Below are 23,934 nucleotides of genomic sequence, written 5' to 3'. Positions count from 1 at the left end.
GGAACTTAACGGGTAACGCTGAACGAACCATGATTTTGTAACCATTTATCAATTGCTTGTTTGGAAAAGTATAACGTGCCATTAATCTGTATATACGGAAGTTCACTTGATGTACTGTTTTCTCCAGATGGAATTGGTCCCAACATGCTAACATCTTCCTCGCTCAAACCTAAATAAATAGCTAACTCACTCTTATTAAAAAATTGTGGTTTTATTACTTCTTTTTCTTTTTCAGTTTTTAGTGAAACTTCTTTAACACTGGTTGAATTTTCTCTTAATTCGTTAGTGATTAACCAACTTCCTATCATAAAGGATAACGCCAAACAAAAAATAGATAGTGCTATTAAGTTGTTTTTCATACTTTACACCCCTTTCGTTTACTTTCTCTTATTCTATACTTTCCCCTCTAAATTTACGCTCTATTAGCAACAATCTTTACGAAAAGAGCCTTAATTAAAAAGAACTGTCTTCCTAAGTCTGTAAAAAGACCGTAAAGACAGTTCCCTTTCTTCTTACGAATTAAAATAGCATTCAGAAGATTTTTTATATCACATCTAGTTTAGTGGTTGGCCACTCCTGCTTCTCTTTTCTCCGTTACTCAGACAAGAGTTTAATTGCTTCGTCTAATGATTTCTCGATTGCAATCGGAGCATATGTAAACCACGGATCATCACCAATATAATAGACATCATTATTTTTTACAGCGTCAATACTTTTCCACAAAGAACTTTCTTCGATTTGAGAAAGCATACTATCCTTCTGCTGTGTTTCTTCCCCATACGTTAACATGATAATTTTGTCCCCTGCATAATCCGGCAACTTCTCCATTGATATATCTTCGTAAACAAACTCTTCAAAATCAGGGTCTTTTGCCAGCTTTTCTTGAATGAACGAAGGCGGAGTTAATTGTAATGATCGATAAAGGACATGACCAATGTTTCGTGCGCCATAAAGTCTAAGTGTATCTTTCTCATATGTCATAAAAATCGATACGACTTGATCTTTACCTATTTTACCAGCAATTTTTTCTCTTCCTTCAGCAGCTTTATCATCTAATCTGGCAATCCACTCATCGGCTTCTTTCTCTCTACCCAAGACATTAGCTACCTCTTTAAATTGAGTGAAAACATCTCCATACATCCATGGAATGACAATCGTAGGCGCAATTTTACTTAGTTGCTCCACTTCTTCAGGATCTGCTGAAATAATTAAGTCCGGTGCCATTTCCAGCACTTTCTCGATGCTGAATGGACTTCCAAGGTCTTCTACCCCAGCTTGTAATTCGCCTAAATAGTTATTGTCCAATACATGTGTTGGTGCGCCAATCGGCTTCACACCAAGCGCAAGCATCGCATCTAAATATTGAGTCGTCACAACACGCTGTGGATTGACGGGGATCTCTACTTCTCTTCCGGTTACATCCTTATAGATTCTTGTAGATGTATTCATTTCTTTGCTTTCACTTGATTTTGCTTCTTTTTCAGAATCTGTTTTATTAGTTTCTTGTTCGCTACATCCCCCCAGCGCTAAGGATAGAAGCGTTATTATAAATAATGTGTGAAATAATAGTTTTGGTTTCATCTTTTGTTACTCCTTTTTCCTCTGCAATTCAACGCTTCTCGATACTAAGTTAGAAAGACACGCTGGTATGCCACTATTAAAATAAGTTAGTTTTTCACTGCATACAAATGTTTGACCAATTCACGATTTTTCTCTTTAAAGATGTCATTATGTGAAGAGACCATTCCGTGCCCATAAGCATCTGGCGCGATATATTGTTTCGCTTTATTCACAGCATTAGCCGCGTCCTGAAACGCCCCTGCTATTAAATGAAGCTTCCCTTCATGATTCAAAATATCTCCTGCTGCAAAGAGCCCTGGTACAGATGTTTCACTCATGGGACTGCCTGCAACACTGTATTCATTCGCCATTTCTATATCTAACCCACTATTCGAAGTCAATTCTTTATCACGATCATAGCCATGATTAATAATCACTTCATCAACAGACAGCTGAATCAGATCTCCATCTTCTCCGTTAACTAACTCCACCTTCTCAATCGTTTCGTGGTCACTTGCTGCAATGAGTTTTTGGATTGATGTATTCAATAAGCACTCGACAGAACTATTGAATAGCTTCGATACTTCTGCCTCATGCCCTTTCAACATATCTTTCCGGTAAGTTAAATAGACTTTTTCCGCAATCGGTTCCAACTCATTCGCCCAGTCAACAGCGGCATTACCGCCTCCGGAAATCAATACGGTTTTCCCTTTAAAACGTGCAAGAGATTTCACTGTATAATGCAAATTTGCAACTTCAAAACGTTCTGCGCCTTCAATTTCTAATTTTGTTGGTTTCAAGATTCCCCCACCAACAGCTAAAATGACTGTTTTGGACAAATGCTTTTGGTTTGTAGATGTCTGAATAACAAAATTTCCATCCTCATTTTTGTTAATCGAAGTTACTTTTTCCCCTAATACAAGCTCGGGCTCAAAAGTTAATCCTTGCTGAATTACTTGTTCAATCAGTCGTTCTCCTGTAACCGGTGTGAGCCCGCCAATATCCCAAATCATTTTCTCCGGATAGACATGCACTTTTCCGCCCAAATAAGGTTGGAACTCGATGATCTTAGTTTTCATTTCCCTTAAACCACTATAAAAAGCGGAAAAAAGTCCCGCTGGGCCACCACCAATAATTGTTACATCATATAACTGTTCTGAATTCATCATCCATGCTCCTTTTTCATTTAGTCATTATGCAGCGCGAGAAAGCCAAACTAGTACCCAAAATACAATCTGTCGCCACGATATCTATTATCAATTTTCTTTATAGGCGAAATACCTTCTCTACGCCTAGCTAAACGTAAAAATTTACCTGAAATGATCTTTCCTCATCTTTTTGATAATGATAATCATTCTCACTATTTAACAGTATAAATCATTGTGGAATCGTTTTCAATACTTAACTAACAATCACAACGATATTGTTAAAATACGCTCACGTAGCACTACCATGAAAAAATTACTTCGTTGGATTTTCAATCAGCATGTCTACAAACAAGTCTATTTGCTCATAAATCGCAATCGGATCGTATCGGTAATATGTATCAAAGTCGTTATAAAACACTCGATTATTCTTCATCGCATCCAATCCTTGCCAAACAGACGAATCCTTCAAGTTCTTTAAAGCCTCTCCTTTTTTCTCAGGATCGTAGGTTGTCAAAAACATATAGTCTGCGGCGTACTCTGGTAATACTTCCATTGACAGCTGGAGTGTTTGTTCTTCATTGTTGTTTTCATGTGGCATGTTAAGTTCCAACGCATTATACAGTGCTTGCCCCCCGCGTCCTGCATTGTCTCCAAAGATCCAAAGATCACCTTTGTCCGTTAATTCATAAATACCGAATGTTGCATCTGCATCAATAACGGCTGATAGCTTTTCCCTTCCTTCTTTTGCTTTCTGGTCAAATTTGCTTATGAATTTATCCGCTTCCTCATGATTTCCGGTAATATCTGCAAACAATTTGATCGTTTCTTGAATATTTGTTGCCGTTCCATATGGAATATGAATTGTTGGTGCAATTTTCGAAAGTTGCTCGTAATTTTCATCATACATAACAACAATTAAATCAGGTTTTAGTTCTAATACCTTTTCAATATTCACTGGCGTTCCAATCTCGACGGCATCTTTTAATAAATCCTTAATAAATGGATTGTCAAAAGCTGTTGGCTCAACACCTACGACATTTGCGTCAACAGAAAGCAACTCTCCTCCGTAATAATCTGTAACAATTCGCAATGGCTTTGTTGGGATTTCAACGGTACCTCTTTCGGTCTCGAACGACCGAGTTTCTGCGGTTTGTTGCTCTATTTCTGCTTTTTCTGTCTCATTCTCTGTTTCTGAAGGTTTTGTCGTTGATTTATTACACGCAATTAGTATTGAAGCCAGCAAGAATAGCATTGCAGTCATGATCATTAATTTGTTTTTCTTCACAATCGTTTAACCCCTTTTCTAAATAACTTTTTTACTCAAGTTAATCAACACGAGTGAGAATGAGAATCATTTTCACTAACTAAGTGTATACGACAAAATCGAAAAATACAATAACTTATTTTCACGTCTGTTGATTAACCATTTATTCGCATAAAATACTAGGGAGTAGGACTTTATGACCTTCATTTTCACTGCACTATTTTCGGCCCGCTTTCTACTAACGATTCATGACAGATTTACTGAGGGGTCCTACTATGGCTAGAAGTCAGTCAATCCGAAGCAATCGAAAAATGCAACTATACAAGTAGCGCCTAGTAGGAGATTATGTTATTCACTGGTTACTTTTGGTTAATAAACAGATGTGACTTATTTTATTAATCCTAAATAGACATCCATCAAATTCGATGTTAAAAAATAAAGAAGCCCTTATGAAGCCAACCTACTTTGAGTAATCAAATAATATCGCAAAGAAAAGATGCTCCTTAAGCCATACAACAGGCTGTGGAGCACCTTTTTCTATTTTTCTAAACTAGTGAGCCAAGTTACAAGCTCTTCTGTCTGAGCAAGGACAGCAATCGGATCATAATACCATGAACGTTCCTCTGGCCATACATAGAGGTGACCATTCTTGACCGCTGGGAGGCTGCCCCAAACAGGATCTGCTTCAAAATCGGCAACTGTTCGACTGTTGGAAGTCATAATGATATAATCACCTGCGTAACTTTCTAACATTTCCGCCGAGAGTTCGGCCCATTGCTTCTCCATAATTTCATCGGCAATAACGCTAGGTGGTTTGCGTCCTAGTGCTTGGTAGACTGGCTGTCCGCCACGGCCGAAATTATCACCGTATACATATGTTGATTTGTCAATGTCCTCCATAATCGAGAAACTTGCATCTTTGCCGATAGCTGCATCAACCTTAGCTTTAGCGTCTGCAATTTGCTGGTCATAATTATTTAGCCAAACTTCTGCTTCCTTTTCTTTACCAAGTAGTTGACCGAAAAAGGTCAGTTCCTCGTGAGCATTTTTCAAATCACCATATGGAATAACGATTGTTGGAGCGATTTTGCTTAAAATCTCATAGCTCTCTCCATTTCCAGTAATGATAAGATCCGGGTTAAGGGCAAGAATACTTTCAGCAGACGGACTTCCGTAAACTCCAGTATCAGAAACACCCAAAAGTTCATCTTCAAAATAATAGTTATTAATTGTCAGTTCCGGTGCTCCCACCGGAATAACATCTAAAGCAATCAGACTGCCAAGGTATTCCTCTGCTACAATACGTTGCGGTTTGACAGGTATTTCAATCTCTCCATTTACTGTAGCAATGGTTTTCGTTGTGCTGTTCGTGTTAGCTTCAGAATTTTGGTCCGATTCCACTTTATCGGCCGCCCCGCTATTTGAAGCTTTCTCTGTCGCTCCGCAAGCGGAAAGGACTATCAAGATTAGAAATAATACTAACGGAACAATTAGCCTCAGCCTCTGCGCCCAATGATGGTTTTCTTGTGTATACAACTTTAAATCCCCCTTAATTAATAATGATAATCATTATCACTTATAATATTAAGGAGTTTGGACGAAATTGTCTATGCACAAAAATGATCCGTCCCCTTTCATTCTTGTGATATTAACACCCTCATCAGCTCATGCAACTGAGCCTGGGAGGACAGCGGGTCATAGCCATAAAACAAATCTGGCTGGTCAATTAAGTACATCCGATTTTGTTTGATTGCCTCCATCTTCAGCCAAGACTCTGACTGAAATAAGCGCTTCATTCGTTTCTTTGTCCCTGGATTTGAAGGTACCCCAGTAATAAAGATATGGTCGGCTGGGTGGTCTGCGATAGCTTCAAACTCTTCCTCTACAAACCCCCGTTGTTCAATACCATGCTTAAGCAAAGAGCCTGGAGGACGAAAGCCGATATCTTCATACAAGATTTGGCTTCCTCTCCCATGACTACTATGAATGCTGTAAGCCGAACTTGTACCAATCTCCCACAATACTGCTGTTCCCCGTTTTCCAAGCTGCTGGTCCAGTTTCTGATTAAAGGTCCATATTTGTTCATCGTAATGGGCGAGCCATTCCTCTACCTGCTGTTGTCTTTCTACAACGTCAGCAATGAGGCGAAATTGCTCTCTCCAGCTCATGTTCATAAAAGGAAGGCCAAGTACGGGAGCCAGTGGTAGAAGTTCTTTGCTTCCCTTCGCAGTAAAATAATCAATGATTAAATCAGGCTGAGTGGAAGCAATGGTGTCATAAAAAGAGGTGGAGCTTATGCCAGATTCATTAAGCTTTTGCAAGGGAGTCACAGGGTTTACACTTTCCATCCAAGAGGAATATACGCCTAGTTCCGGAGTGATACCTAATGCCAGTAAGCATGCAGTATGATTACTATTAAGAGCAACCACCCGTTTTTGCTTTTGATGATAGGCTGTAGGAGATAAACCGACAAATTGCTTAAATTTCCGACTTAAATAAGCACCTTCTTTATAGCCCACTTCCTGTGCCAATTTCTCTAGTTTTGGCATATCGTATAGCAGCCTATTCTGAGATGCACGAATTCGTAACAAGGCAAGATAGTCACTGAAGGTTTGAGAAGTATGTCTGCGAAATGCACGCGAGAAATGTTCAGGGCTTACTTGTGCGATTGTGGCCATCTGCTCACGCGTCACATCCTCATGGAAATGTGTGTCTATATAATGAAGAACTTGTTCCATCCACGCGTTACTTTTCTGTTGTTGTCCCTCTAGTTCATCATATAGCACCGCTAATAGCTCAACGAATAATTGTTGAAATTGAAACGGTTTACGTTCACTTAGTTGTTTAGAAGCCCTTTCTAGCTCGGCCGTCAGACTTAATATGTTCAAAGAACAGTTCCGAAGAGGTTCAGGATGCTTTAATACATTCGGTTGAATACCATCAGACGTTAAGCAACGGTAGCTAATCAATGTCCCCTTAAAACTTGTATGCAATTGTGTAGACACCTTCAATTCATGGGAATTATGCCATAGCATTACACAACCACGTGACAATTCGTATTGCTGTTCTTGAAGATTTAGTAAACCGCTTCCATTTATAATAACGAGAATACAAGGGAATCGTGTCATTTCTTCATCAATACTAGGTAAAGAACCTTCCCAGTTAGCTATGCTTACAGGGTAATAATATGTATGAGATAATGAGATATTATGCTTAGATAAATGATCAGCCATCACTACATCCCCTCTTAATCACTTAATTTCCAACTAGTAACAGTACAATTGACTATACCTAAGTATCTCAATTATATAGAAATCATTTCCTCACATAAAATCACACATGTGCTGATTAACCAACAAAAACAGTAAATAACTGAACCAAACACTAGGCGCTTCGTGTACAGTATAATTGGATCACTTTTGGATTAAACGACCTCTATACGATTACCAAGATGTCTTGATGTGTAGGAATGCGAGTTAATCACATCCCTACACATTTTTTTGATAATCGTATGGTGTTTATTCACCCTTCGCGCTCCAAATGCATACGTACACAAAGTGCTAACGTTTTTCCGGACGAGAGAATAGCTGTGCTTCTTATCTGTGTAAAAGCCGCCAAAGATACAATTTTGGCGGCTGATGTCTTCTCCAGAGTCTTGTCTTTTTTATTTAAGAAAGAGTGGATAGGTTACACTTAGTTGGACAATTAAATTAAGGGCTAGTAGAATAATACACAAGAAGTGAGGAGATCTACTATGTCCGTAAAAAGAAGAACGTTTTCTACAGATTTCAAAAAACAAGTGGTAGCTCTATATGAAAACGGGAAAAGCCGACAAGATATTGTCAAAGAATATGAATTAACCGCATCAGCTCTTGATAGGTGGATTACACAATTTAGGCAGTCAGGTTCTTTCTTAGAGAAAGATAATCACTCTCCAGAGGAACAGGAATTGATTGCCTTACGGAAGAGAAATAAGCAACTGGAAATGGAAGTAGATATTTTAAAGCAAGCAGCGCTGATCATGGGACGAAAATAGATGTGATTCAACAAAACCGTCACACCTATTCGGTATCAGCAATGTGTAAAGTCCTAAAAATTGCGCGTAGCACCTTCTATTATGACACTGAAGTATCCGCTCAAAAAGAACAAGTAAAACAGGCAGAAGAACGCGTATTAAAAGAAAAGATCGCTAAGGTTTTCAATGAAAACCGACACGTTTATGGTACTCGGAAACTAAAAATAGAACTAGATAAAGAGACAGAAGGCCTTACAATCTCGAGACGCCGAATTGGAAGATTGATGAGCGAACTTGGACTTCAATCAAAATACGCCAAACCTTCCTATAAACCAATGGCAACAAGACCAAATGAAGAATCCGTTCGAAACGTATTAAATCGAGAATTTGAAGTGGACAAAGAGATGTCTGTGTTAGTAAGCGACTTAACATACGTAAAAGTAGGATACCGTTGGAGTTACGTTTGTTTCTTAATCGATCTATACAATCGTGAAATTGTCGGGTGGAGCGTCGGAGCACAAAAAGACGCTGCTTTAGTTCAGCGTGCCTTCGATTCTGTTAAATACCCATTGGGAAACGTGAACTTATTTCATACAGATCGCGGTTCTGAATTTAAAAACGTTGGTATCGATGAATTATTAAGTGGATACAAAATTAAAAGATCACTCAGCCATAAAGGGAATCCTTATGATAATGCAGTGGCAGAGGCAACATTTAAGATTTTAAAAACAGAATTGATCAACGGAGCACATTATCAAACCCTTAACCAGCTGTCTCTTGAGCTTTTCGATTATGTCAATTGGTATAATAATATCCGTTCGCACAGTACATTAGGCTACCTAAGTCCGGTTGCTTATAAAAAAATAGCCCTTAATAATATCGTTTGATTTAGTGTTGACATACCAAGAGTCTCTTTCTTATAGTCCATTGCATGATAAGATGCATACTCTTTTTTTAAAGTAAGTAAGGAACACACTGTAGAAAGTACTAGAGTGCCATTTTCTTTCCATAGCTTGGGTTCTCTTTTACACACCAAATTGTGCTTCGTGTAGTCTATTATAAGCCCCTTTTAGATCGAGTAACTCTTGATGACTGCCTTGTTCTGTAATACCTTCCTCTGTCACAACAATTATCCGATCTGCATTTTTAATCGTTGCTAATCGATGTGCAATCACAAGTGTTGTACGCCCAATAGATAACTCAGTTAAGGCCTGTTGAATTGCGACCTCAGTTTCAGTATCAAGTGCTGATGTAGCTTCATCCAAAATGAGGATAGATGGATTTTTCAGGAACATTCGAGCTATAGATAGACGCTGTTTTTGTCCACCTGAAAGTTTAACACCACGCTCTCCTATCATCGTATCCATTCCTTCTGATTGAGAAAGAATAATATCTTCCAACTGAGCTCTTTTCGCCGCTTCCCATATCTCTTCTTCTGAAGCATCTAGATCGCCATATGCGATATTCTCTCGAATCGATCCGTCAAATAGAAAAACATCTTGTTGAACAATTCCAATTTGGGCACGGAGAGAGGCAAGGGTCATTTTTCTAGTTTCAATTCCATCTATCAGTAAAGAACCTTCCTTTATATCGTAAAAACGAGGTAATAGACTACAAATCGTCGTTTTTCCAGCACCTGATGGTCCAACAAGGGCTACTGTTTCTCCAGCACGAATCGTTAAATTAATATGCTCCAACACATTATCTTTACCTTCATAACCAAACGATACGTCCTCGAACTTTATATTTCCTTCCAAATGACCGACATCCATTGCATCCGGAGCATCTGCTACATCTGGCTCTGTATCTAGCATTTCAGTAAATCGCTTGAATCCAGCAATTCCTTTGGGATACATTTCAATAACACCATTGATTTGCTGAATCGGTCCTAAAAACACATTCGACAGTAGGATAAAGGCAAGGAACTCTCCGTACGTCATGTTTTTATTGATAACAAACCATGTTCCGCATAGTAGAACAAACAATGTGACAATTTTCATGAGAATATAGCTAATCGATGAATTCCAAGCCATAACACGATAAGCGATTAACTTTGAATCTCGAAAACGAACGTTGTTTTTATTGAATTGAGCAATTTCATGATCTTCATTGGAAAATGCTTGAACAACGCGCATTCCACTCACATTATTTTCGACACGTGCATTAAAATCTGCAATATCCGTAAAGAAGCGGCTAAATGCTACAGACATTTTCTTACTGAAGTATAAAGAAAGACTAATAATAAGTGGAACAATAATAAAAGTGAGTACAGCTAATTCTGGGTTTATCGTGAACATAATTGCAAATGCACCAGTGAGTGTCATAAGTGCTATGAAGAAATCCTCCGGTCCATGATGCGCGATTTCACCAATATCCATTAAATCGTTTGTCATTCTAGAAACTAAATGACCTGTTTTATTATTATCAAAAAATCGGAACGATAACTTCTGTACGTGCGTAAAGAGATCTTTTCGCATATCCGATTCTATATTAATGCCCAGCTTATGGCCCCAGTAAGTGACAACATAATGGAGAGCTGCACTAATAATATAAATTCCAAGTAACGAGACACACCCCCATAGAATCCAGGTCCAGTTTGAGCTAGGTAACAAATCATCCACTACACGATGGACCGCTAGTGGAAAGGCTAACTCTAGTAATGCGGCTATGACTGCACAGGAAAAGTCCAAAATGAAAAGTTTTTTATATGGTTTATAATAAGAGAAAAAACGTTTTAGCAATAGGTATCACATTCCTTACATTATTGTTTTTGTGTGGGGCCTTCATCAACTATTCACTTGGTGAAAATGTTAAGAGGCTAGGTCTGACAGCACCCCCCATTCAGAACTAGCCTCCCCTTTATGAATTATTTTTCTTTTTGTTTCTTTTCAACAAGCATATCCGCTACTTCTTCCGCTTGCGCTAACACGGCAATCGGATCATATGGCCAAAACCGTTTTCCATCAAGATAGAAAACATTATTCTTTTTGACTGCATCTACAGATTCCCAAACAGGATCCTCTTTATCTAACGTACCACCATGTGATTGATCGAAAAAGATATAGTCACCAGCATAATCAGTCAGTACTTCAAAGGAAACTTGTTTGAATGTCTCCCCAGCATCTATTAACTCTGTTTTAATACGCTCCTGCGGAGTTAACTGAAGATGTTTGTAGATTGCTTGTCCGCCTCGATAAATACCATCACCATAGATGTACGAGTCTTTACCGAATGCACCGAAGATAGAAACTGTTTCTCCCTCTCCCATTACCGCCTTGACTTTATCTCTTTGTTGTTGAATTTTCTCATCAAAAGAAGTCAGCCATTCTTCTGCTTCTTTGCTTTTGCCTAGCATCTCCCCAATTGCTCTTACTTCCTCGTAAGCATCGCTATATGTTTCGTAGGGAATAATCACAGTAGGTGCCATTTTGGAAAACTTCTCAAATGTGCTTTTTTCAGAATCCGCACTAATAATCAAATCTGGATTTAAACCCAATATTGTTTCCACAGCACTCTCACCGGTACTCTCAATACCAGTTATCAAATCCTGTATATGTACGTTCTCAAGATCTGTTTTTGTTGCACCAACAGGTTTTTCTCCAAGGATAAGTAGTGTAGGTAAATAGCTATCTACAACAATTCGTTTTGCGTTTGCCGGTATCTCAATATCGCCGTGAATTGTTTTAACAATTCTTGTTTCTGGTTGTTCACTTTCAGCCTTATCTTTCTTTGCTTCTTCCGTACCTTTCTTAGTATCAGATGTTTGACTGCTCGAACTTCCACAAGCAGCAATCATTATAGTAAGTATAACGAGTAATAGACTAAAGATAAGTTGAGATTTATTCTTAAACATTGATATCCTCCTTATTGATAACGATTTTCATTCTCAATGACATATAAAAAAATATAGCCAACTACGTCAATTTTAACGTGTTATTGTTTAAAATTGGAGTTGATTATATTCTCTTCTATACGAGTTTTACTTGGTAAGTGATTCTACAACACCATCAATAATTTGAGTATTAGCAATCGGTCCTGAATATAACCAGCTAGTCTCAGCGGCATATTCATAAATATGTCCATTTTTCACGGCCGGTATATTTTTCCATACTGGATCCAGTAACATTTCTGCGCCATTTCCTTTATCACTATTAATCAAGAAGATATGATCTGCATCTAGTTCAGCTAATCGTTCTAAGGAAATCTCCGACCAATTTCCTGTAGCGGTGCTTGAAATTTCTTTGACCACATTTGGAGTTGAAAGACCAAGATCACCGTATAAGACAGCTCCACTGGATACATTTTCGCTAACTATAAAGAATGTATTATTAACGAGCCAAACAGCTGCAGCTGATTCAGAGCCAATCGAATCCTGTATAATCTTCTTTGAGTCCGTTGCTTTTTTCTCATATTCTTCTAATACCTGTTTTGCTTCATCCGTTTTCTCGAAAATCTCACCTACTTTTAATAATTTTTCGCGCCAATCACTGTTATTCTCTACTTCAAGCACATATGTAGGCGCAATTTTTGAATACTGCTCGTATTTCCCCCCCTCCACTGCTTCCGCAGAGCTCATAACGAGTAAATCCGGAGAAAAGCTTGTCACGACTTCAAATGGAAGGTCATATGGAATTGTCGGTACGTCTTTTAAATAGTCTTGTAAATAATTTTGAATCGATGCGCCGTCATTTACTGTCCACTGTGCAAGAGGCGTAATATCGAGTGCTACTAAATTATCTTCTAAATAAGAAGCAATAATACGCTCAGGTTTTGCAGGTATTGTCACTTCATGCCCCATTGCATCTGTTAGTATTCGTTCTGTTGAAAGCTCTTCCGCTGCCTGTTCTGTTTTGGTATCTTTGGTTTTGGCACCATTTTCACTAGTGTCGCCACACCCAACTAAAGTTAGTGATAGTGCTAGAAAACTAGACATGATTACAGTTCTTTTTTTATTAGTTAACATCGATTCATTCTCCTACTATTCGTTTTTTTATCAAAGAAATAACAATTCTATAGAGTACAATAACTTCATAAGGATTTTTACACAGACGATGGCTCAGATACATCAATCTTTCAAGCGTGACAATAGGTAAAGGAAGTACGGTGCCCCAATAACAGCGACGACAATTCCTGCTGGTATCTCTGATGGCTGTAGTATCCAACGACCAAGTGTATCCGCAACAAGGACTAACAACCCCCCGGTCAAAGCTGCAGCTGGTATTAAAAATTGATGTCTAGATCCGACTAATTGACGTGCCAAATGAGGACCAATCAGCCCTACAAATCCGATACCACCACTAACTGACACGCTAGCTCCCGCTAATCCAACAGCTGCAGCAAGTAATATACGCCGCTCTTTTTCAATCGAGGCACCTAAGCCAGCTGCTGTTAAATCTCCTAAATTTAGTACGTTTAATACACGTGCTTTCGAAAATACAAATGGTATTAAAACGAGGATCCAGGGCAACAAGGACAGCACAAATTTCCAATTTGACCCCCAAATACTGCCCGCTAACCAAGTAGCAACAAATTGATAATTCTCTGGACTTAAGCGCAGTGTTAAAACAATCATGACCGAACTAATACCGGCCGCTACTGCCACACCCGTGAGCAGTAGCCGCATAGGTGAAATTCCCTCATGTCGTTTATAAGCTAACGAATAAATGATCACCGCTGTTATTCCTGCTCCTAAAAACGCTAAAACAGGAAGTAAAAAGACAGGTGTAGCTGTAGTTGATGGGAAAAATGATATAAATAGCATGACAGCTAGCCCAGCACCTGCGTTAATCCCCAATATGCCCGGATCCGCCAAAGCATTACGGGATATCCCTTGTAGCACACAGCCCGAAACTGCTAGTCCCATCCCTACCAATACTGCAATAACTATACGAGGTAATCGAAATTCAAATAGAATGAGGTGTTGCTTCTCCGTTCCAAACCCAAACAACGTTCGGATCACTTCAAACGGTGTCAATTTAATAAAACCGGTATTCATGCTAATCATGAAAGCAACGACAATGAGCAATCCAAGAACACCGATAATCATCAGATTTTTAGTTTTTGCCCGATGTTGGTTCTTTGTCATATTAATCTTTTCTTTCATAGTTCTTTTCCTCCTTTTCGTGCAAGATACAGGAAGAACGGAACCCCAATTAAAGCAATCAATGCGCCAATTGGTGTTTCATATGGAGGATTAATCATTCGTGCTCCGAGATCCGCCAAAACTACTAAAAGACCACCCAACACAATTGAACAAGGAATAATCCAACGATAATCATGACCAACTAGAAAACGAGTAAGATGAGGAACGATTAATCCAACAAAACCAACTGCCCCTACTACAGAAACAGCAGCTCCAGCTAGGATTAGCACAATAATCATCCCAACTAGTTTAATCGTCTTTGTTCGTTGTCCTAGTCCAATTGCTACTTCTTCTCCAAGGCTTAAGAGTGTGATTGAACGTGAAAGAATTAGTGCACCGATCATTGCAACGATAATCCATGGGGTCATGATTTGGAGATGAACCCATTTCGTTCCCGATACACCGCCAGCATACCAAAAGGCTAAATCTTGCCCAATACGGAAATAAAGGGCAACTCCTTCGCTAAGTGCTCCTAACAATGCGCTTACTGCAGCCCCAGCAAGGACAAGTCGCATTGGAGTCAAACCGCCTCGTGACATCGAGCCGACTCCATACACGATTCCAACACCTAGACCAGCACCTAAAAAGGAATACATGATTAAGTACATATATGGTAGGCCGGGCAAAAAAGCAAAACAAAGTGCCAGCATAAATGCAGCACCTGCATTTAAGCCCAAAAGACCGGAATCCGCTAGTGGATTCCGAGTCATCCCCTGCATAAGTGCACCAGCTACAGCAAAACATGATCCAACCATTGCAGCACCAAGAACGCGCGGCATGCGTATTTCTCGAATAATTTGATGCTGTGTTAGATCAGGATCAAAATGAAACACAGCCGTCCAAACAGTTGCTAACTTAATGTCTGCAGCTCCAAATGAAATGGATAGACCAATTGCAACAAGTAATGCAAACATACCTCCGAATAAAACAACAACAGCCACAATTGGATGTGAGTGTTTCTTAATTTCTGTTAGCTTTTCTATCTCGGCAGAAACCTCTGCTGAAGCAGACATACATTTTCCTCCCCAAAACGAACTTACAAACGGCATACCTCATTGAGAAAAAGGTTTACCGTTCCTTCTGACACAATTGATACGATAGACAAATTGGATTTTCACTAAATGGACAAGTTGTAATCCTGGCGTCTATGTTAAATACAAGCTGTAAATTAGCACAAGTCATCACCTCTTCTGGTGTCCCCTCTTTTACTAATGTGCCATCTTTCATGGCAATCAAATAATCAGAAAAACGGGATGCATGATTCAAATCGTGAAGAACCATGACAATTGTCCGGCCTTCCTCCTCATTAAGTCGCTGTAGGAGAAGTAAGATATCGAGTTGATGCGCTAAATCTAAATATGTAGTCGGTTCGTCGAGAATTAGAATTTCAGTGTCCTGCGCAAGCGCCATCGCAATCCACACGCGTTGCCTTTGTCCACCTGATAATGCTTCAACAGGGCGATCCTTAAACTCATTTAATCCGGTTACTTCAATTGCCCAGTAAATATACTCATAATCTTCCTTCTTTAATGAACCAAAGCCACTTTGGTGCGGGAAACGGCCATAGGAAACCAATTCAAATACAGTAAGTCCCCCTGGAGCGTTAGCTGACTGTGGCAAAATCGCCATCTTCTTGGCTACTTCTTTCGTTTCTAACTGATGGATTGCACGTCCATCAAGATAGACCGCACCGCTTTTCGTTTTCAATACGCGCGAAATCGCTTTCAATAAAGTAGATTTCCCACAGCCATTCGGACCAATGATCGTAGTTATCTTTTTTTCAGGAATAGACACACTTAATTCATCAATTATTAGTGTGCTTGAATAACCAATCGCAACTTGATCTACTGTAATAGCTGACATTTTCAGTACTTCCTTTCTATATGTAATCGTATCGATTGATTAAGGTTTCTTTCCTTCTTTTACTTTTCTAAGGATTAGTTATACGTTAAATTTAATTGATAACGATTATCACTCTCATTTATATACTAGATACTTTTTAGAAGATTGTCAACAGCTTACAGAAGTTAAAGTGAGATTAGTTTTTTTGTGCAGTATTTGATTGTAGTGGACCTTCAATAATCGCATCGTTACGGGAGGTGGAGGGCAACGTTGATTGTCTTAAATTTGGATTTTTTTTATAAATGAATACGGCGTATGCGCTTTACAAGGACTTTTGGGAGATCACTGAAAAAATCCCGATACTGAGAACTAATTAGAATTCCCGCCAATACCGCTTGGACGCTTTGTGGATGCCTCCCGCGATAAGCCAGAAAGAAGACCGCTTTCAGTCTTATCGCTCCGGCTACCACGAAGACGCGCCTTCGCTGGATGATCTATGTGAGAAAGTGCATTTCATAATTTGTGATAAGATCTGCAACCTGGAGTGCGTCTTTCTTGAATATAATTAATAACAACTAGTAATCACCTTATAATCTCAGCATGTACATCTCAAAATCACATTTCTCTCGATAATGAACACCCTAGCGAAGGCGCGGTAAAGACATCTCCAAAGTGCCAACTGTTCTACAATCCACACCCCGAATTACAACTCTCTCCTTATTGAGCGCCACAGCTTCAATGGGATTCTTTAATTCAACATATATAGTATATTTTCTTTAATATAAATAAGGATAACCTTGCCGATATAGCAAGGTTATCCTTATTTAAATTATATGCAATTACCATCAATTCGTTTATATGGAGGTGACTGCGGGAGTCCTCCAGCGTCCAGAGGCTCTATCAATTAAGCATCGTGTCTTCATCACTTTTGTATTCTAAAACATCTCCAGGCTGACAGTCTAAAGCCTTACAAATCGCCTCTAAAGTCGATAGTCGAACCGCCTTTGCCTTTCCATTTTTCAATATAGAAAGATTAGCCATCGTAATTCCAACCCTCTCCGAAAGTTCCGTAACGCTCATTTTCCTTTTAGCCAGCATCACATCAATATTGATTATAATTGCCATCGTTATCACCTCAGACTATTAAGTCATTTTCCGATTTTATATCAATCGCTTCTTGTAAAAGTCTTTGAAGAACAGCAGCGAATACTGCGATTACCATTGAAGCAAAGATAGGGACCATTCCAATTATTATGAGACCTGGGGCATCGTCTAGATCTGCTACGAGATAAACAAATGGGATAATTACAACATACAAACCACTGATTGACATTGCACAAAACTTGATTTTTTTCAGAGATTTGACAGACAGTTCAGAGAAAGATTGGTTCTTGTCAATATAGCTTAAAAGCTTAAATGCCTGATACAATGCAAAGAAAAACGGGATAACTGATACATAAATGCCTATTAAAATGGGATATAGTATGTGGGCATAGTCTGGATCTACTGGATTATTAGTTAACCAAGGTAACCCGAATATGCACAAAGCAAGAACTGGGATTCCAATAAGAAATACAGCTATCTTTAAAAAAAGTGTTGAACCTTGTTTCATAAAAAAACACCTCACTTATTTATTGTTAACTTTATTTTAGCACATATTTTATCGTTTAACAATAAAATATTATCATTTATTACCACATTTTTATCGTTATATGAATTTCCTTTTAATTTTAGACATAGATAAAAAGCATTTTTCATTACAAAGAAATGCTTTATAACTTAATGTATTCAATTTATAACTTGTTCAATCCAGTTGCCGCAAGAAACAAAAATGGATTTTACATTTTCTCTCGCTCATAAGTACCTTCCATATAGATCATTTTTAATTACTATATCTGTATATGCGCCTTTCTAATTTTCAACCATTACAAAATCGATATCCTGTAGTTTCAACTAACTTTTCTCGATACCAATCATTGGTTTGTTTAGATAACATGAAGCATGTGTAGCAATCCGCATATGTCTACTGTGTATATAACGTAAGCGTAAAATATAATCCACACCTATTTGGAAGTAGCTGATCAAAACATTAATATCTTCTGTATCTACATTGGCTAGTTGTTCAAACAGAATTGTGAGATATGTAAAAAGGTCATGGAAAAATATCCTTAATCTCTTTTTGGTTCTGATAGAAAAAGGTATTAAGTTATGAAACAGCTTTGAATTGAATCATACGTTGACTCCTTAATTGGCTCATTGGAAGTAATGATTTGAACTTCTTAATTGTTCAGCAATGAGTTGTATGCCTCCGTCAATCCAGTCAACATGTAGATTGGAAACATTCAGTTTTAAAATTCTGTCGACATAACTTCCTTCTAAGTAATTCCCGTTCACAGCTTCGATTAAGACATTATTTTTGCGGCAATCCTCAATTAAAGAACCCAAATTGATATTCGGAGGAACTTTTAGACTAGTGTGCATCACTAGTTCAGCGGCTTTTTTAATTTCGGGTAAGTGATTTTCTAGTGCCTCTTGTAAGACTTTAGCGCGCCCGATATAAGCCTTGCTCACCTTCTCTTGGTAATGAGCAAACATGCCGCTTTTAAGGTAAAGAGCTAGCGCTGCCTGTGAGACCATAGAGCTGTCAATGTCAGTTGTATTCTTGAACTTCTGAAATACAGGGACCAATTGAGAGGGTAAGACAACGAGGCCAAGACGCAAGCCAGGAAACATGATTTTGGAGAAGCTTTTTAAGTAAATGACCATTTCTTCAGCATCAAAAGCATAAAGCGGATCTCTGCGCTGACGGTATTCAAAGTCAGCCAAGTAATCATCCTCCACCAGATAGACGTTGTATGTTTTTGCGAGTTTGACAATCGCCTTTATCGTCGCAGTATCATAGGAACACCCCAAAGGATTGTGAAATCTTGGCATGGTATAGAAGAATTTAATATCCCCTTGCTGAAATATCCGTTCCAGTTCTTCTAAGTCTATTCCTTCTGTATTGCGTTTGATTCCCTTTACTGACAAATTGTAGGTTTGAAGTTGCTGAAGATAGAGGTGATAGGTTGGCTCTTCAACCAGAATTGTTGATCCTCCGTTAGGAAAGGGCATCATACTTAATATGAATAGTGCTTGCTGAATACCAGAAGTTATGAATAACTGGGACGGTTTGCTGAATACCTGATAATCCTCTAAAAGCTTTCTGCCTTCGTTCAGTAAGGCTGGCATTCCCTGAGGTGTCCCATAGTTAAATAATTCTTCCTGATATGTATCAATCGCTTTATTAATGCAGTGTTGGAAATCTTGAAATGGGAAAGCATGCCACGTTGGAGTAGCTGTCGCAAAATCATAGGCATAATTCATTTTTGGTTCTACCATTTTTAGATGATCCATCACGTAATATCCACTTTTCGGAACAGCGTATACCAGGTGTTGCTGTTCTAACATTTGTAGTGCAGCAATAATCGTTGTTTTATTTACACCCAAACGTTCGCTGAGGGACCGAATAGAAGATATTTTCTGACCTGCCTGCAACTGTTCCGTTTCAATTTGTTCTTTTAGCATTTGGTAAACAAGCATGTACTTTCTCATCTACCTGACCTCCTTATTCAATCCACTTGGAACTTTTCCTCATTATACCCTTTTACTGTACCGGTACAGTTACATTTTTTTTCGAAACTTCGGTATAGGAATACCTATATGCTTAACCTAATGAAGAAAAGGAGGGAAACCATGCATCCCAAGACATTGATAGCAGCTATTTCATTTTCAATTATTATAGGTTTATCTTTCTTGTTTGTTAAGTGGACATTAAGCACAGCGTCCCCACTTGAAACTTTAGCCCACCGCTTCACGATTGCCTGGGTCGGTGCAAGCCTTATTTTGCTTTTTCAAAAAAGACGGATACGGATTCAGAAGCAGCATCTTTCCTTGTTTCTCATGATTGCCTTGTTGTATCCAGTATTGTTTTTCGGATTTCAAGTATATGGGCTCAGCTATATATCTTCTTCCCAGGCTGGAATTTTTCAAGCGATTGTACCCATATTCACATTAAAACTTGCTAGCCTATTATTGAAGGAATCTTCGACAAGTAAACAAAAATTGGGCATTGCTTTTTCTGTCGTAGGCGTCGTATATCTGATGATTAATATGAATGGAGAACAAGGACTCACTAATTTTTGGGGAAGTCTCCTAATTATTTTTTCGTCTCTTTCCATCGCCTTTTACCATGTGCTTGTCCGCAAGTTAACAAAGCACTACACACCTTTTCAGCTTACCTATATCATCACATTGTTTGGATTTGTTTTCTTTAATGCATTTTCCCTTGGAAGCCGGATATTGAATGGTTCTGTAGAAAGTTATTTTGAATCGTTTGCTTCCCGAGAGTTTATACTCAGTATTCTATATTTAAGCCTGCTTTCATCTTTGTTGACGTCATTTCTCTCAAACTATGTGTTAGCTAAAATTCCAGCAGTGCAAATGAGCATTTTTAGTAATTTGGCCACACTCATCACAGTTTTAGCAGGGGTGGTCTTTCTTCAAGAGGCGTTCCTCCTCCACCATTTTATTGGAGCATTTCTGATTTTACTTGGCATTTACTTTGTTAACTTTTCAAGAAAATCCAAACAGATCAAAGAGGGTAATGTATGCCTATCAAAAGACTCAGAGATTTAGTAAGTTCACGCACTTCCCTATACTGCACTTCAAATACGATGAGTACATTCGGAAAGATACAGATTTAACAGAAGTCGAGTGGTTTCAAAGCTGTTACGGCTTAGGCAAATGGTGGATTATTGGTTTCTTTTATTGATAGTCCTGAGTTACCGGTTCTTTCAAAACAAATTTCAAAGACCATACAAACGGAAACTTTTTATAAATTTAATAGAAAATCGTTCGCACATCGAGGGCGAATATGAACGCTCTATAATTTTTCATAGGTATGTTCTATCTCAAAATCTATAGAACTTTGGTCGACATAAGGAATTCCTCTCCCGTAAATGCAACTCTTTCAAGTGTCTGGAAGGCTCCTGCTTTGATTTCCGTACCGATCAGATTATTCTAATCACTGTTCAGTGTAATTGCCGCCCACTGTTTAGACTCAAAATGGACGCCGGTGAGCCCACCCTTGAAGAGACTTTCGATATCTGCAAGCCATGTCTCCATGATGGAAAGGTCATTCTCTATAGTCATCAAAGCCCTCGTCTGGTTCGCATCAAATTCATACAAATCGGCAATCGTAATATCTCTTTAAAGAAATGGCGGCAGTCGGATTTCCCAACTACCACCACTTTATCATTCATTCAAGTTAACTTACTTTACATCTTTAACAACAACTTCATACATATCTCCAACTTTTTCATCTTCCGGTACCAATGCGTAATAATTTTGATCATTATCTAAAATAAATTGAACCAACTTTGTGCTTGTATCATTCCAGTAATTTTTCATACTAGAATAGTATTCTTCCACATCTTCTTTATAATCCAACTGCAATATATATTCTTTTTCGGTCATCGCAAAAACAATTAAACTTCCTAAGAGATTTTTTTGCTTATTTTCTTCTTTATATTCTTGTAGTAAGAACCAGATTTGGCCTAATCCTATAGTTTTTTTGTATTTTTCATAGAAACTACTATCATCCATAACCTCATAATCCTGTATCAATTCATTGATAAATGAGTGCCATCTTGTTGGAATAATCTTTTCCAATAAAGGATTTTTGTCAATTCCTTCAATTATTTCACCTAACTCTTCAATTTCATGTTCATTGTTGTATTCATTTGTAGAGAGGGGCTTGAATTTCATTGAATTCTTGTAATGCGCCAAATCATATGGATAGTGATTATGATTTATGAGGCTTGCATCATCAAGTTCGAGTATCTTTGCTAGTGCTGCTGTTTCAAAGCTCCAATACCCTATATATCCCGGTTCTTTATGGGAATTTTTCCATTCGTAATCATAATGACCTTTAAACCATTCCTTTTCCATATACGTTTGCATGCTTTTAGAAGCTTCTCTTTTATCAGTTTGCGCAAGTTCTATAATTTCTCTCGTTTTTGCATATGGATTTTCTTTAAAATAAACATTAGTGATTTTTTTCCAGCCAATATCACTAGCACATAATAAAAAGTCAATCACTGAATCACTCATATTTTTCTTCTCAACTAACTTACTTAGTCGTTCTATATTCTTTTTATCCGTTTCTAATAATATTCCTAAGGAAATCACCCAAAGTAGATTTACATATCCAACATTCCTAGTCCCTGTATGCTCTAAATTATCAATTGCATTATGAAAATCTTCTTCTATTGTACTAATGTCTTCTCCTAAGGAATACTTTGCAATAACATTATCCGTCTCATTTATAAAATTTGATAGATAAGTTTCTTCTATGATGCTTTTATTATCATTAGGATATCTTTGAATACCATTTTTTTCATCTTCTTCTAAACTATTAATTTCCTCTCTATCTTCTTCAATAATTTTTTTATTATATTCTATTCCTTCTCTACATTTTTCTTCTATACATAAATGATCTCTCATTATATTTGATTCCTCCTAGCTTTTGAATTATGGCCATTCTCCAATGATTTTACCATTGGCATCTAGCTTATATGTTTTTACATTTCCAGTACTATCAACTTTTGATAGTACTCTTTCTACTTCACCTTTTTTTAATGATCTCGCAATCTTTGTTGCTAATTGTTTATCTCCATCAACAGCTTTCAATACTCTACTTTTTTTAGTTACCACACCTGTCAACCAATCATCTGACATTTGTTTTCCATCTTTAGCTTTTCCTAATTGTGAACTACCAAACTTAGCTTCATCAATAACATATTTGATATTTGAATCCACATTTGCATTTTCGTATAGTCCGTCAATCCCTTTTACTATTTTATCATCTATACTTGATGGTGCATCTCTGCCTATTGGCTTTAAGTCAAACCCAGCATCTTTTAAACTTTGATTGTTTACTAGATTATCAGTTGATTTTATTTCACCAAAATTACCTTTTTGTTTATTTGTAGCTGTTTTCGTATCAAAGTCATCCACATTTGTTTTTTTACTTCCACCAGAACTGCCTTTTCCCGTAGCCTTACCAATATCACTCTCAACTTTCTTAGGACTTATCCACTTCACAATTGAAGACTTCCTAACAAGTCTAATACCCGCTGTACCCGCTTTTATCGCTGGCCCAAAAGGGGTAATCGAGGCCATGGACAGTCCCTTGGCCATGTAGGAACTATCGGGATCCGTGATTGTTTTTAAGTCATCCAGGATTAAGAAGTTAGCTACTCCCAACCCGGCTTTATCAATGAGGCTCAGTTCTTTGGGTCCGTAATCCTTTGAAACACGAACGAGTCCTTGGTTCATCATGATGTATTCGCCCGTATTCGGATCGATTGGGTAGTCATTCACAGGATTACCCACATGTTGTTCTTTTTCCATTGCGGCATAGAGTGCCTTCAATTGCTCATCTTCAGACGTATTCGCCCCTACTAGATTGCCAGGTTCATTACCGGATCCTTGTCCCCCATTTACGCCGTCCATCCCGGCTGTCCGTTGTGCTAAATCTGTCTGAAGTGTATTTTTCGCCGACAATGCTGCCCATTTATCCATCGGGAAGTCGATGGCCGTCACACCGTCAGTGAACAATCCTTCAATATCAGAAAGCCATTTTTCCATTGTCTTCAGGTCATTCTCAATCCCTATTAAAGCCCTCGTCTGGTTCGCATCAAATTCATACAAATCGGCAATCGTATGATCCCGTTTCCTCCGTGCATCCCGAACCCCTTCCTGCACATCACTATCATTCAAATGTGGAAGGGCAACGATATCGGCGACCTGATTCATAATGTCGTTCGCTTCGTCGGTGAGACTGCTTGTCAGTTGTGAAATTTCTGTAAGTCCGGCTTCAACTTCTCCTTCAAGGAATGTTTCACGGATGAACCCGTTC

Annotated in this window: 20 protein-coding genes; 2 read left to right on the top strand and 18 right to left on the bottom strand. The window is 38.3% G+C overall.

The annotated features are described in order from the left end of the window. Positions 1 to 5: 5 nt before the first annotated feature. The 6 genes from MKZ26_RS00100 to MKZ26_RS00075 all read right to left on the bottom strand — a co-directional run bounded on the left by MKZ26_RS00100 (position 6) and on the right by MKZ26_RS00075 (position 7,205). Entirely contained in the window at positions 6 to 359 is a 354-nt protein-coding gene (locus tag MKZ26_RS00100) for a hypothetical protein (RefSeq protein WP_067210801.1), read from the bottom strand. Positions 360 to 594: 235 nt separating this feature from the next. Continuing rightward, complete coding sequence (locus tag MKZ26_RS00095; protein ID WP_340763665.1) at positions 595 to 1,581, bottom strand: ABC transporter substrate-binding protein; 987 nt, start codon at positions 1,579 to 1,581, stop codon at positions 595 to 597. Between the two features lie 86 nt (positions 1,582 to 1,667). Further along, on the bottom strand, positions 1,668 to 2,726 hold the full coding sequence (locus MKZ26_RS00090) for an NAD(P)/FAD-dependent oxidoreductase (RefSeq protein ID WP_067210805.1): 1,059 nt from the start codon (positions 2,724 to 2,726) through the stop codon (positions 1,668 to 1,670). Positions 2,727 to 3,021: 295 nt separating this feature from the next. Then, on the bottom strand, positions 3,022 to 3,996 hold the full coding sequence (locus MKZ26_RS00085; RefSeq protein ID WP_445683444.1) for an iron-hydroxamate ABC transporter substrate-binding protein: 975 nt from the start codon (positions 3,994 to 3,996) through the stop codon (positions 3,022 to 3,024). Positions 3,997 to 4,509: 513 nt separating this feature from the next. After that, on the bottom strand, positions 4,510 to 5,508 hold the full coding sequence (locus MKZ26_RS00080; RefSeq protein ID WP_340763664.1) for an ABC transporter substrate-binding protein: 999 nt from the start codon (positions 5,506 to 5,508) through the stop codon (positions 4,510 to 4,512). A gap of 98 nt (positions 5,509 to 5,606) precedes the next feature. Then, complete coding sequence (locus MKZ26_RS00075; RefSeq protein ID WP_340763663.1) at positions 5,607 to 7,205, bottom strand: ABC transporter substrate-binding protein; 1,599 nt, start codon at positions 7,203 to 7,205, stop codon at positions 5,607 to 5,609. A gap of 521 nt (positions 7,206 to 7,726) precedes the next feature. Between MKZ26_RS00075 and MKZ26_RS00070 the strand changes: the two genes are divergently transcribed. Continuing rightward, positions 7,727 to 8,874 (top strand): IS3 family transposase gene (locus MKZ26_RS00070; protein ID WP_340763661.1). Its coding sequence is split into 2 segments (ribosomal slippage): positions 7,727 to 7,973 and positions 7,973 to 8,874, totalling 1,149 coding nucleotides; the frame shifts between segments, so codons are not numbered across the junction. Positions 8,875 to 9,012: 138 nt separating this feature from the next. Here the strand turns inward: MKZ26_RS00070 and MKZ26_RS00065 are convergent. The 9 genes from MKZ26_RS00065 to MKZ26_RS00025 form a co-directional block, all read right to left on the bottom strand. Beyond that, on the bottom strand, positions 9,013 to 10,728 hold the full coding sequence (locus MKZ26_RS00065; protein WP_340763660.1) for an ABC transporter ATP-binding protein: 1,716 nt from the start codon (positions 10,726 to 10,728) through the stop codon (positions 9,013 to 9,015). 125 nt (positions 10,729 to 10,853) lie between these two features. Continuing rightward, positions 10,854 to 11,840: an ABC transporter substrate-binding protein gene (locus MKZ26_RS00060; RefSeq protein WP_340763659.1), complete on the bottom strand. Its 987-nt coding sequence runs from the start codon at positions 11,838 to 11,840 to the stop codon at positions 10,854 to 10,856. A gap of 126 nt (positions 11,841 to 11,966) precedes the next feature. Then, entirely contained in the window at positions 11,967 to 12,950 is a 984-nt protein-coding gene (locus MKZ26_RS00055) for an iron-hydroxamate ABC transporter substrate-binding protein (protein WP_067210817.1), read from the bottom strand. 102 nt (positions 12,951 to 13,052) lie between these two features. Continuing rightward, positions 13,053 to 14,072, bottom strand: coding sequence for a FecCD family ABC transporter permease (locus MKZ26_RS00050; RefSeq protein WP_421103143.1), 1,020 nt, complete (start codon positions 14,070 to 14,072; stop codon positions 13,053 to 13,055). Positions 14,073 to 14,086: 14 nt separating this feature from the next. Then, positions 14,087 to 15,142 carry a FecCD family ABC transporter permease gene (locus MKZ26_RS00045; protein WP_067210820.1) on the bottom strand — a complete coding sequence of 352 codons (1,056 nt, stop codon included), beginning with the start codon at positions 15,140 to 15,142 and terminating at the stop codon, positions 14,087 to 14,089. A 55-nt stretch (positions 15,143 to 15,197) separates the two neighbouring features. Next, positions 15,198 to 15,992, bottom strand: a complete 795-nt coding sequence (locus MKZ26_RS00040) for an ABC transporter ATP-binding protein (protein ID WP_067210822.1) — start codon at positions 15,990 to 15,992, stop codon at positions 15,198 to 15,200. 879 nt (positions 15,993 to 16,871) lie between these two features. Continuing rightward, entirely contained in the window at positions 16,872 to 17,096 is a 225-nt protein-coding gene (locus tag MKZ26_RS00035; RefSeq protein ID WP_067210825.1) for a helix-turn-helix domain-containing protein, read from the bottom strand. A gap of 10 nt (positions 17,097 to 17,106) precedes the next feature. Further along, on the bottom strand, positions 17,107 to 17,583 hold the full coding sequence (locus MKZ26_RS00030) for a DUF2975 domain-containing protein (protein ID WP_340763658.1): 477 nt from the start codon (positions 17,581 to 17,583) through the stop codon (positions 17,107 to 17,109). A gap of 641 nt (positions 17,584 to 18,224) precedes the next feature. Beyond that, complete coding sequence (locus tag MKZ26_RS00025) at positions 18,225 to 19,565, bottom strand: aminotransferase-like domain-containing protein (RefSeq protein WP_338656071.1); 1,341 nt, start codon at positions 19,563 to 19,565, stop codon at positions 18,225 to 18,227. Positions 19,566 to 19,706: 141 nt separating this feature from the next. Here MKZ26_RS00025 and MKZ26_RS00020 point away from each other — a divergent pair, with 141 nt between their 5' ends. Then, positions 19,707 to 20,648: a DMT family transporter gene (locus tag MKZ26_RS00020; protein ID WP_340763656.1), complete on the top strand. Its 942-nt coding sequence runs from the start codon at positions 19,707 to 19,709 to the stop codon at positions 20,646 to 20,648. A 384-nt stretch (positions 20,649 to 21,032) separates the two neighbouring features. On the opposite strand, the gene MKZ26_RS00015 is transcribed toward MKZ26_RS00020, so the two are convergent. From MKZ26_RS00015 to MKZ26_RS00005, 3 genes are all read right to left on the bottom strand, one after another. Then, positions 21,033 to 21,209, bottom strand: a complete 177-nt coding sequence (locus MKZ26_RS00015; RefSeq protein ID WP_340767579.1) for a hypothetical protein — start codon at positions 21,207 to 21,209, stop codon at positions 21,033 to 21,035. A gap of 75 nt (positions 21,210 to 21,284) precedes the next feature. After that, positions 21,285 to 22,517, bottom strand: coding sequence for a PoNi-like cognate immunity protein (locus tag MKZ26_RS00010; protein ID WP_340763654.1), 1,233 nt, complete (start codon positions 22,515 to 22,517; stop codon positions 21,285 to 21,287). Positions 22,518 to 22,544: 27 nt separating this feature from the next. After that, positions 22,545 to 23,934, bottom strand: a 1,390-nt coding sequence (locus MKZ26_RS00005) for a T7SS effector LXG polymorphic toxin (RefSeq protein WP_340763652.1), incomplete at its 5' end; no start/stop codon positions are given.

Source organism: Sporosarcina sp. FSL K6-6792, from assembly GCF_038004885.1.
GTDB lineage: Bacteria > Bacillota > Bacilli > Bacillales_A > Planococcaceae > Sporosarcina > Sporosarcina psychrophila.
Note: the sequence above shows the minus strand (reverse complement) of the source record. Positions and strands in the feature narration are given on the sequence as shown.

Coding starts and splice junctions, on each gene's coding strand:
- MKZ26_RS00010 (WP_340763654.1), bottom strand. CDS start 22,517: ATGAGAGATCATTTATGTATAGAAGAAAAATGTAGAGAAGGAATAGAA.
- MKZ26_RS00055 (WP_067210817.1), bottom strand. CDS start 12,950: ATGTTAACTAATAAAAAAAGAACTGTAATCATGTCTAGTTTTCTAGCA.
- MKZ26_RS00035 (WP_067210825.1), bottom strand. CDS start 17,096: ATGGCAATTATAATCAATATTGATGTGATGCTGGCTAAAAGGAAAATG.
- MKZ26_RS00060 (WP_340763659.1), bottom strand. CDS start 11,840: ATGTTTAAGAATAAATCTCAACTTATCTTTAGTCTATTACTCGTTATA.
- MKZ26_RS00025 (WP_338656071.1), bottom strand. CDS start 19,565: ATGAGAAAGTACATGCTTGTTTACCAAATGCTAAAAGAACAAATTGAA.
- MKZ26_RS00020 (WP_340763656.1), top strand. CDS start 19,707: ATGCATCCCAAGACATTGATAGCAGCTATTTCATTTTCAATTATTATA.
- MKZ26_RS00045 (WP_067210820.1), bottom strand. CDS start 15,142: ATGTCTGCTTCAGCAGAGGTTTCTGCCGAGATAGAAAAGCTAACAGAA.
- MKZ26_RS00090 (WP_067210805.1), bottom strand. CDS start 2,726: ATGAATTCAGAACAGTTATATGATGTAACAATTATTGGTGGTGGCCCA.
- MKZ26_RS00100 (WP_067210801.1), bottom strand. CDS start 359: ATGAAAAACAACTTAATAGCACTATCTATTTTTTGTTTGGCGTTATCC.
- MKZ26_RS00050 (WP_421103143.1), bottom strand. CDS start 14,072: ATGACAAAGAACCAACATCGGGCAAAAACTAAAAATCTGATGATTATC.
- MKZ26_RS00030 (WP_340763658.1), bottom strand. CDS start 17,583: ATGAAACAAGGTTCAACACTTTTTTTAAAGATAGCTGTATTTCTTATT.
- MKZ26_RS00095 (WP_340763665.1), bottom strand. CDS start 1,581: ATGAAACCAAAACTATTATTTCACACATTATTTATAATAACGCTTCTA.
- MKZ26_RS00040 (WP_067210822.1), bottom strand. CDS start 15,992: ATGTCAGCTATTACAGTAGATCAAGTTGCGATTGGTTATTCAAGCACA.
- MKZ26_RS00075 (WP_340763663.1), bottom strand. CDS start 7,205: ATGGCTGATCATTTATCTAAGCATAATATCTCATTATCTCATACATAT.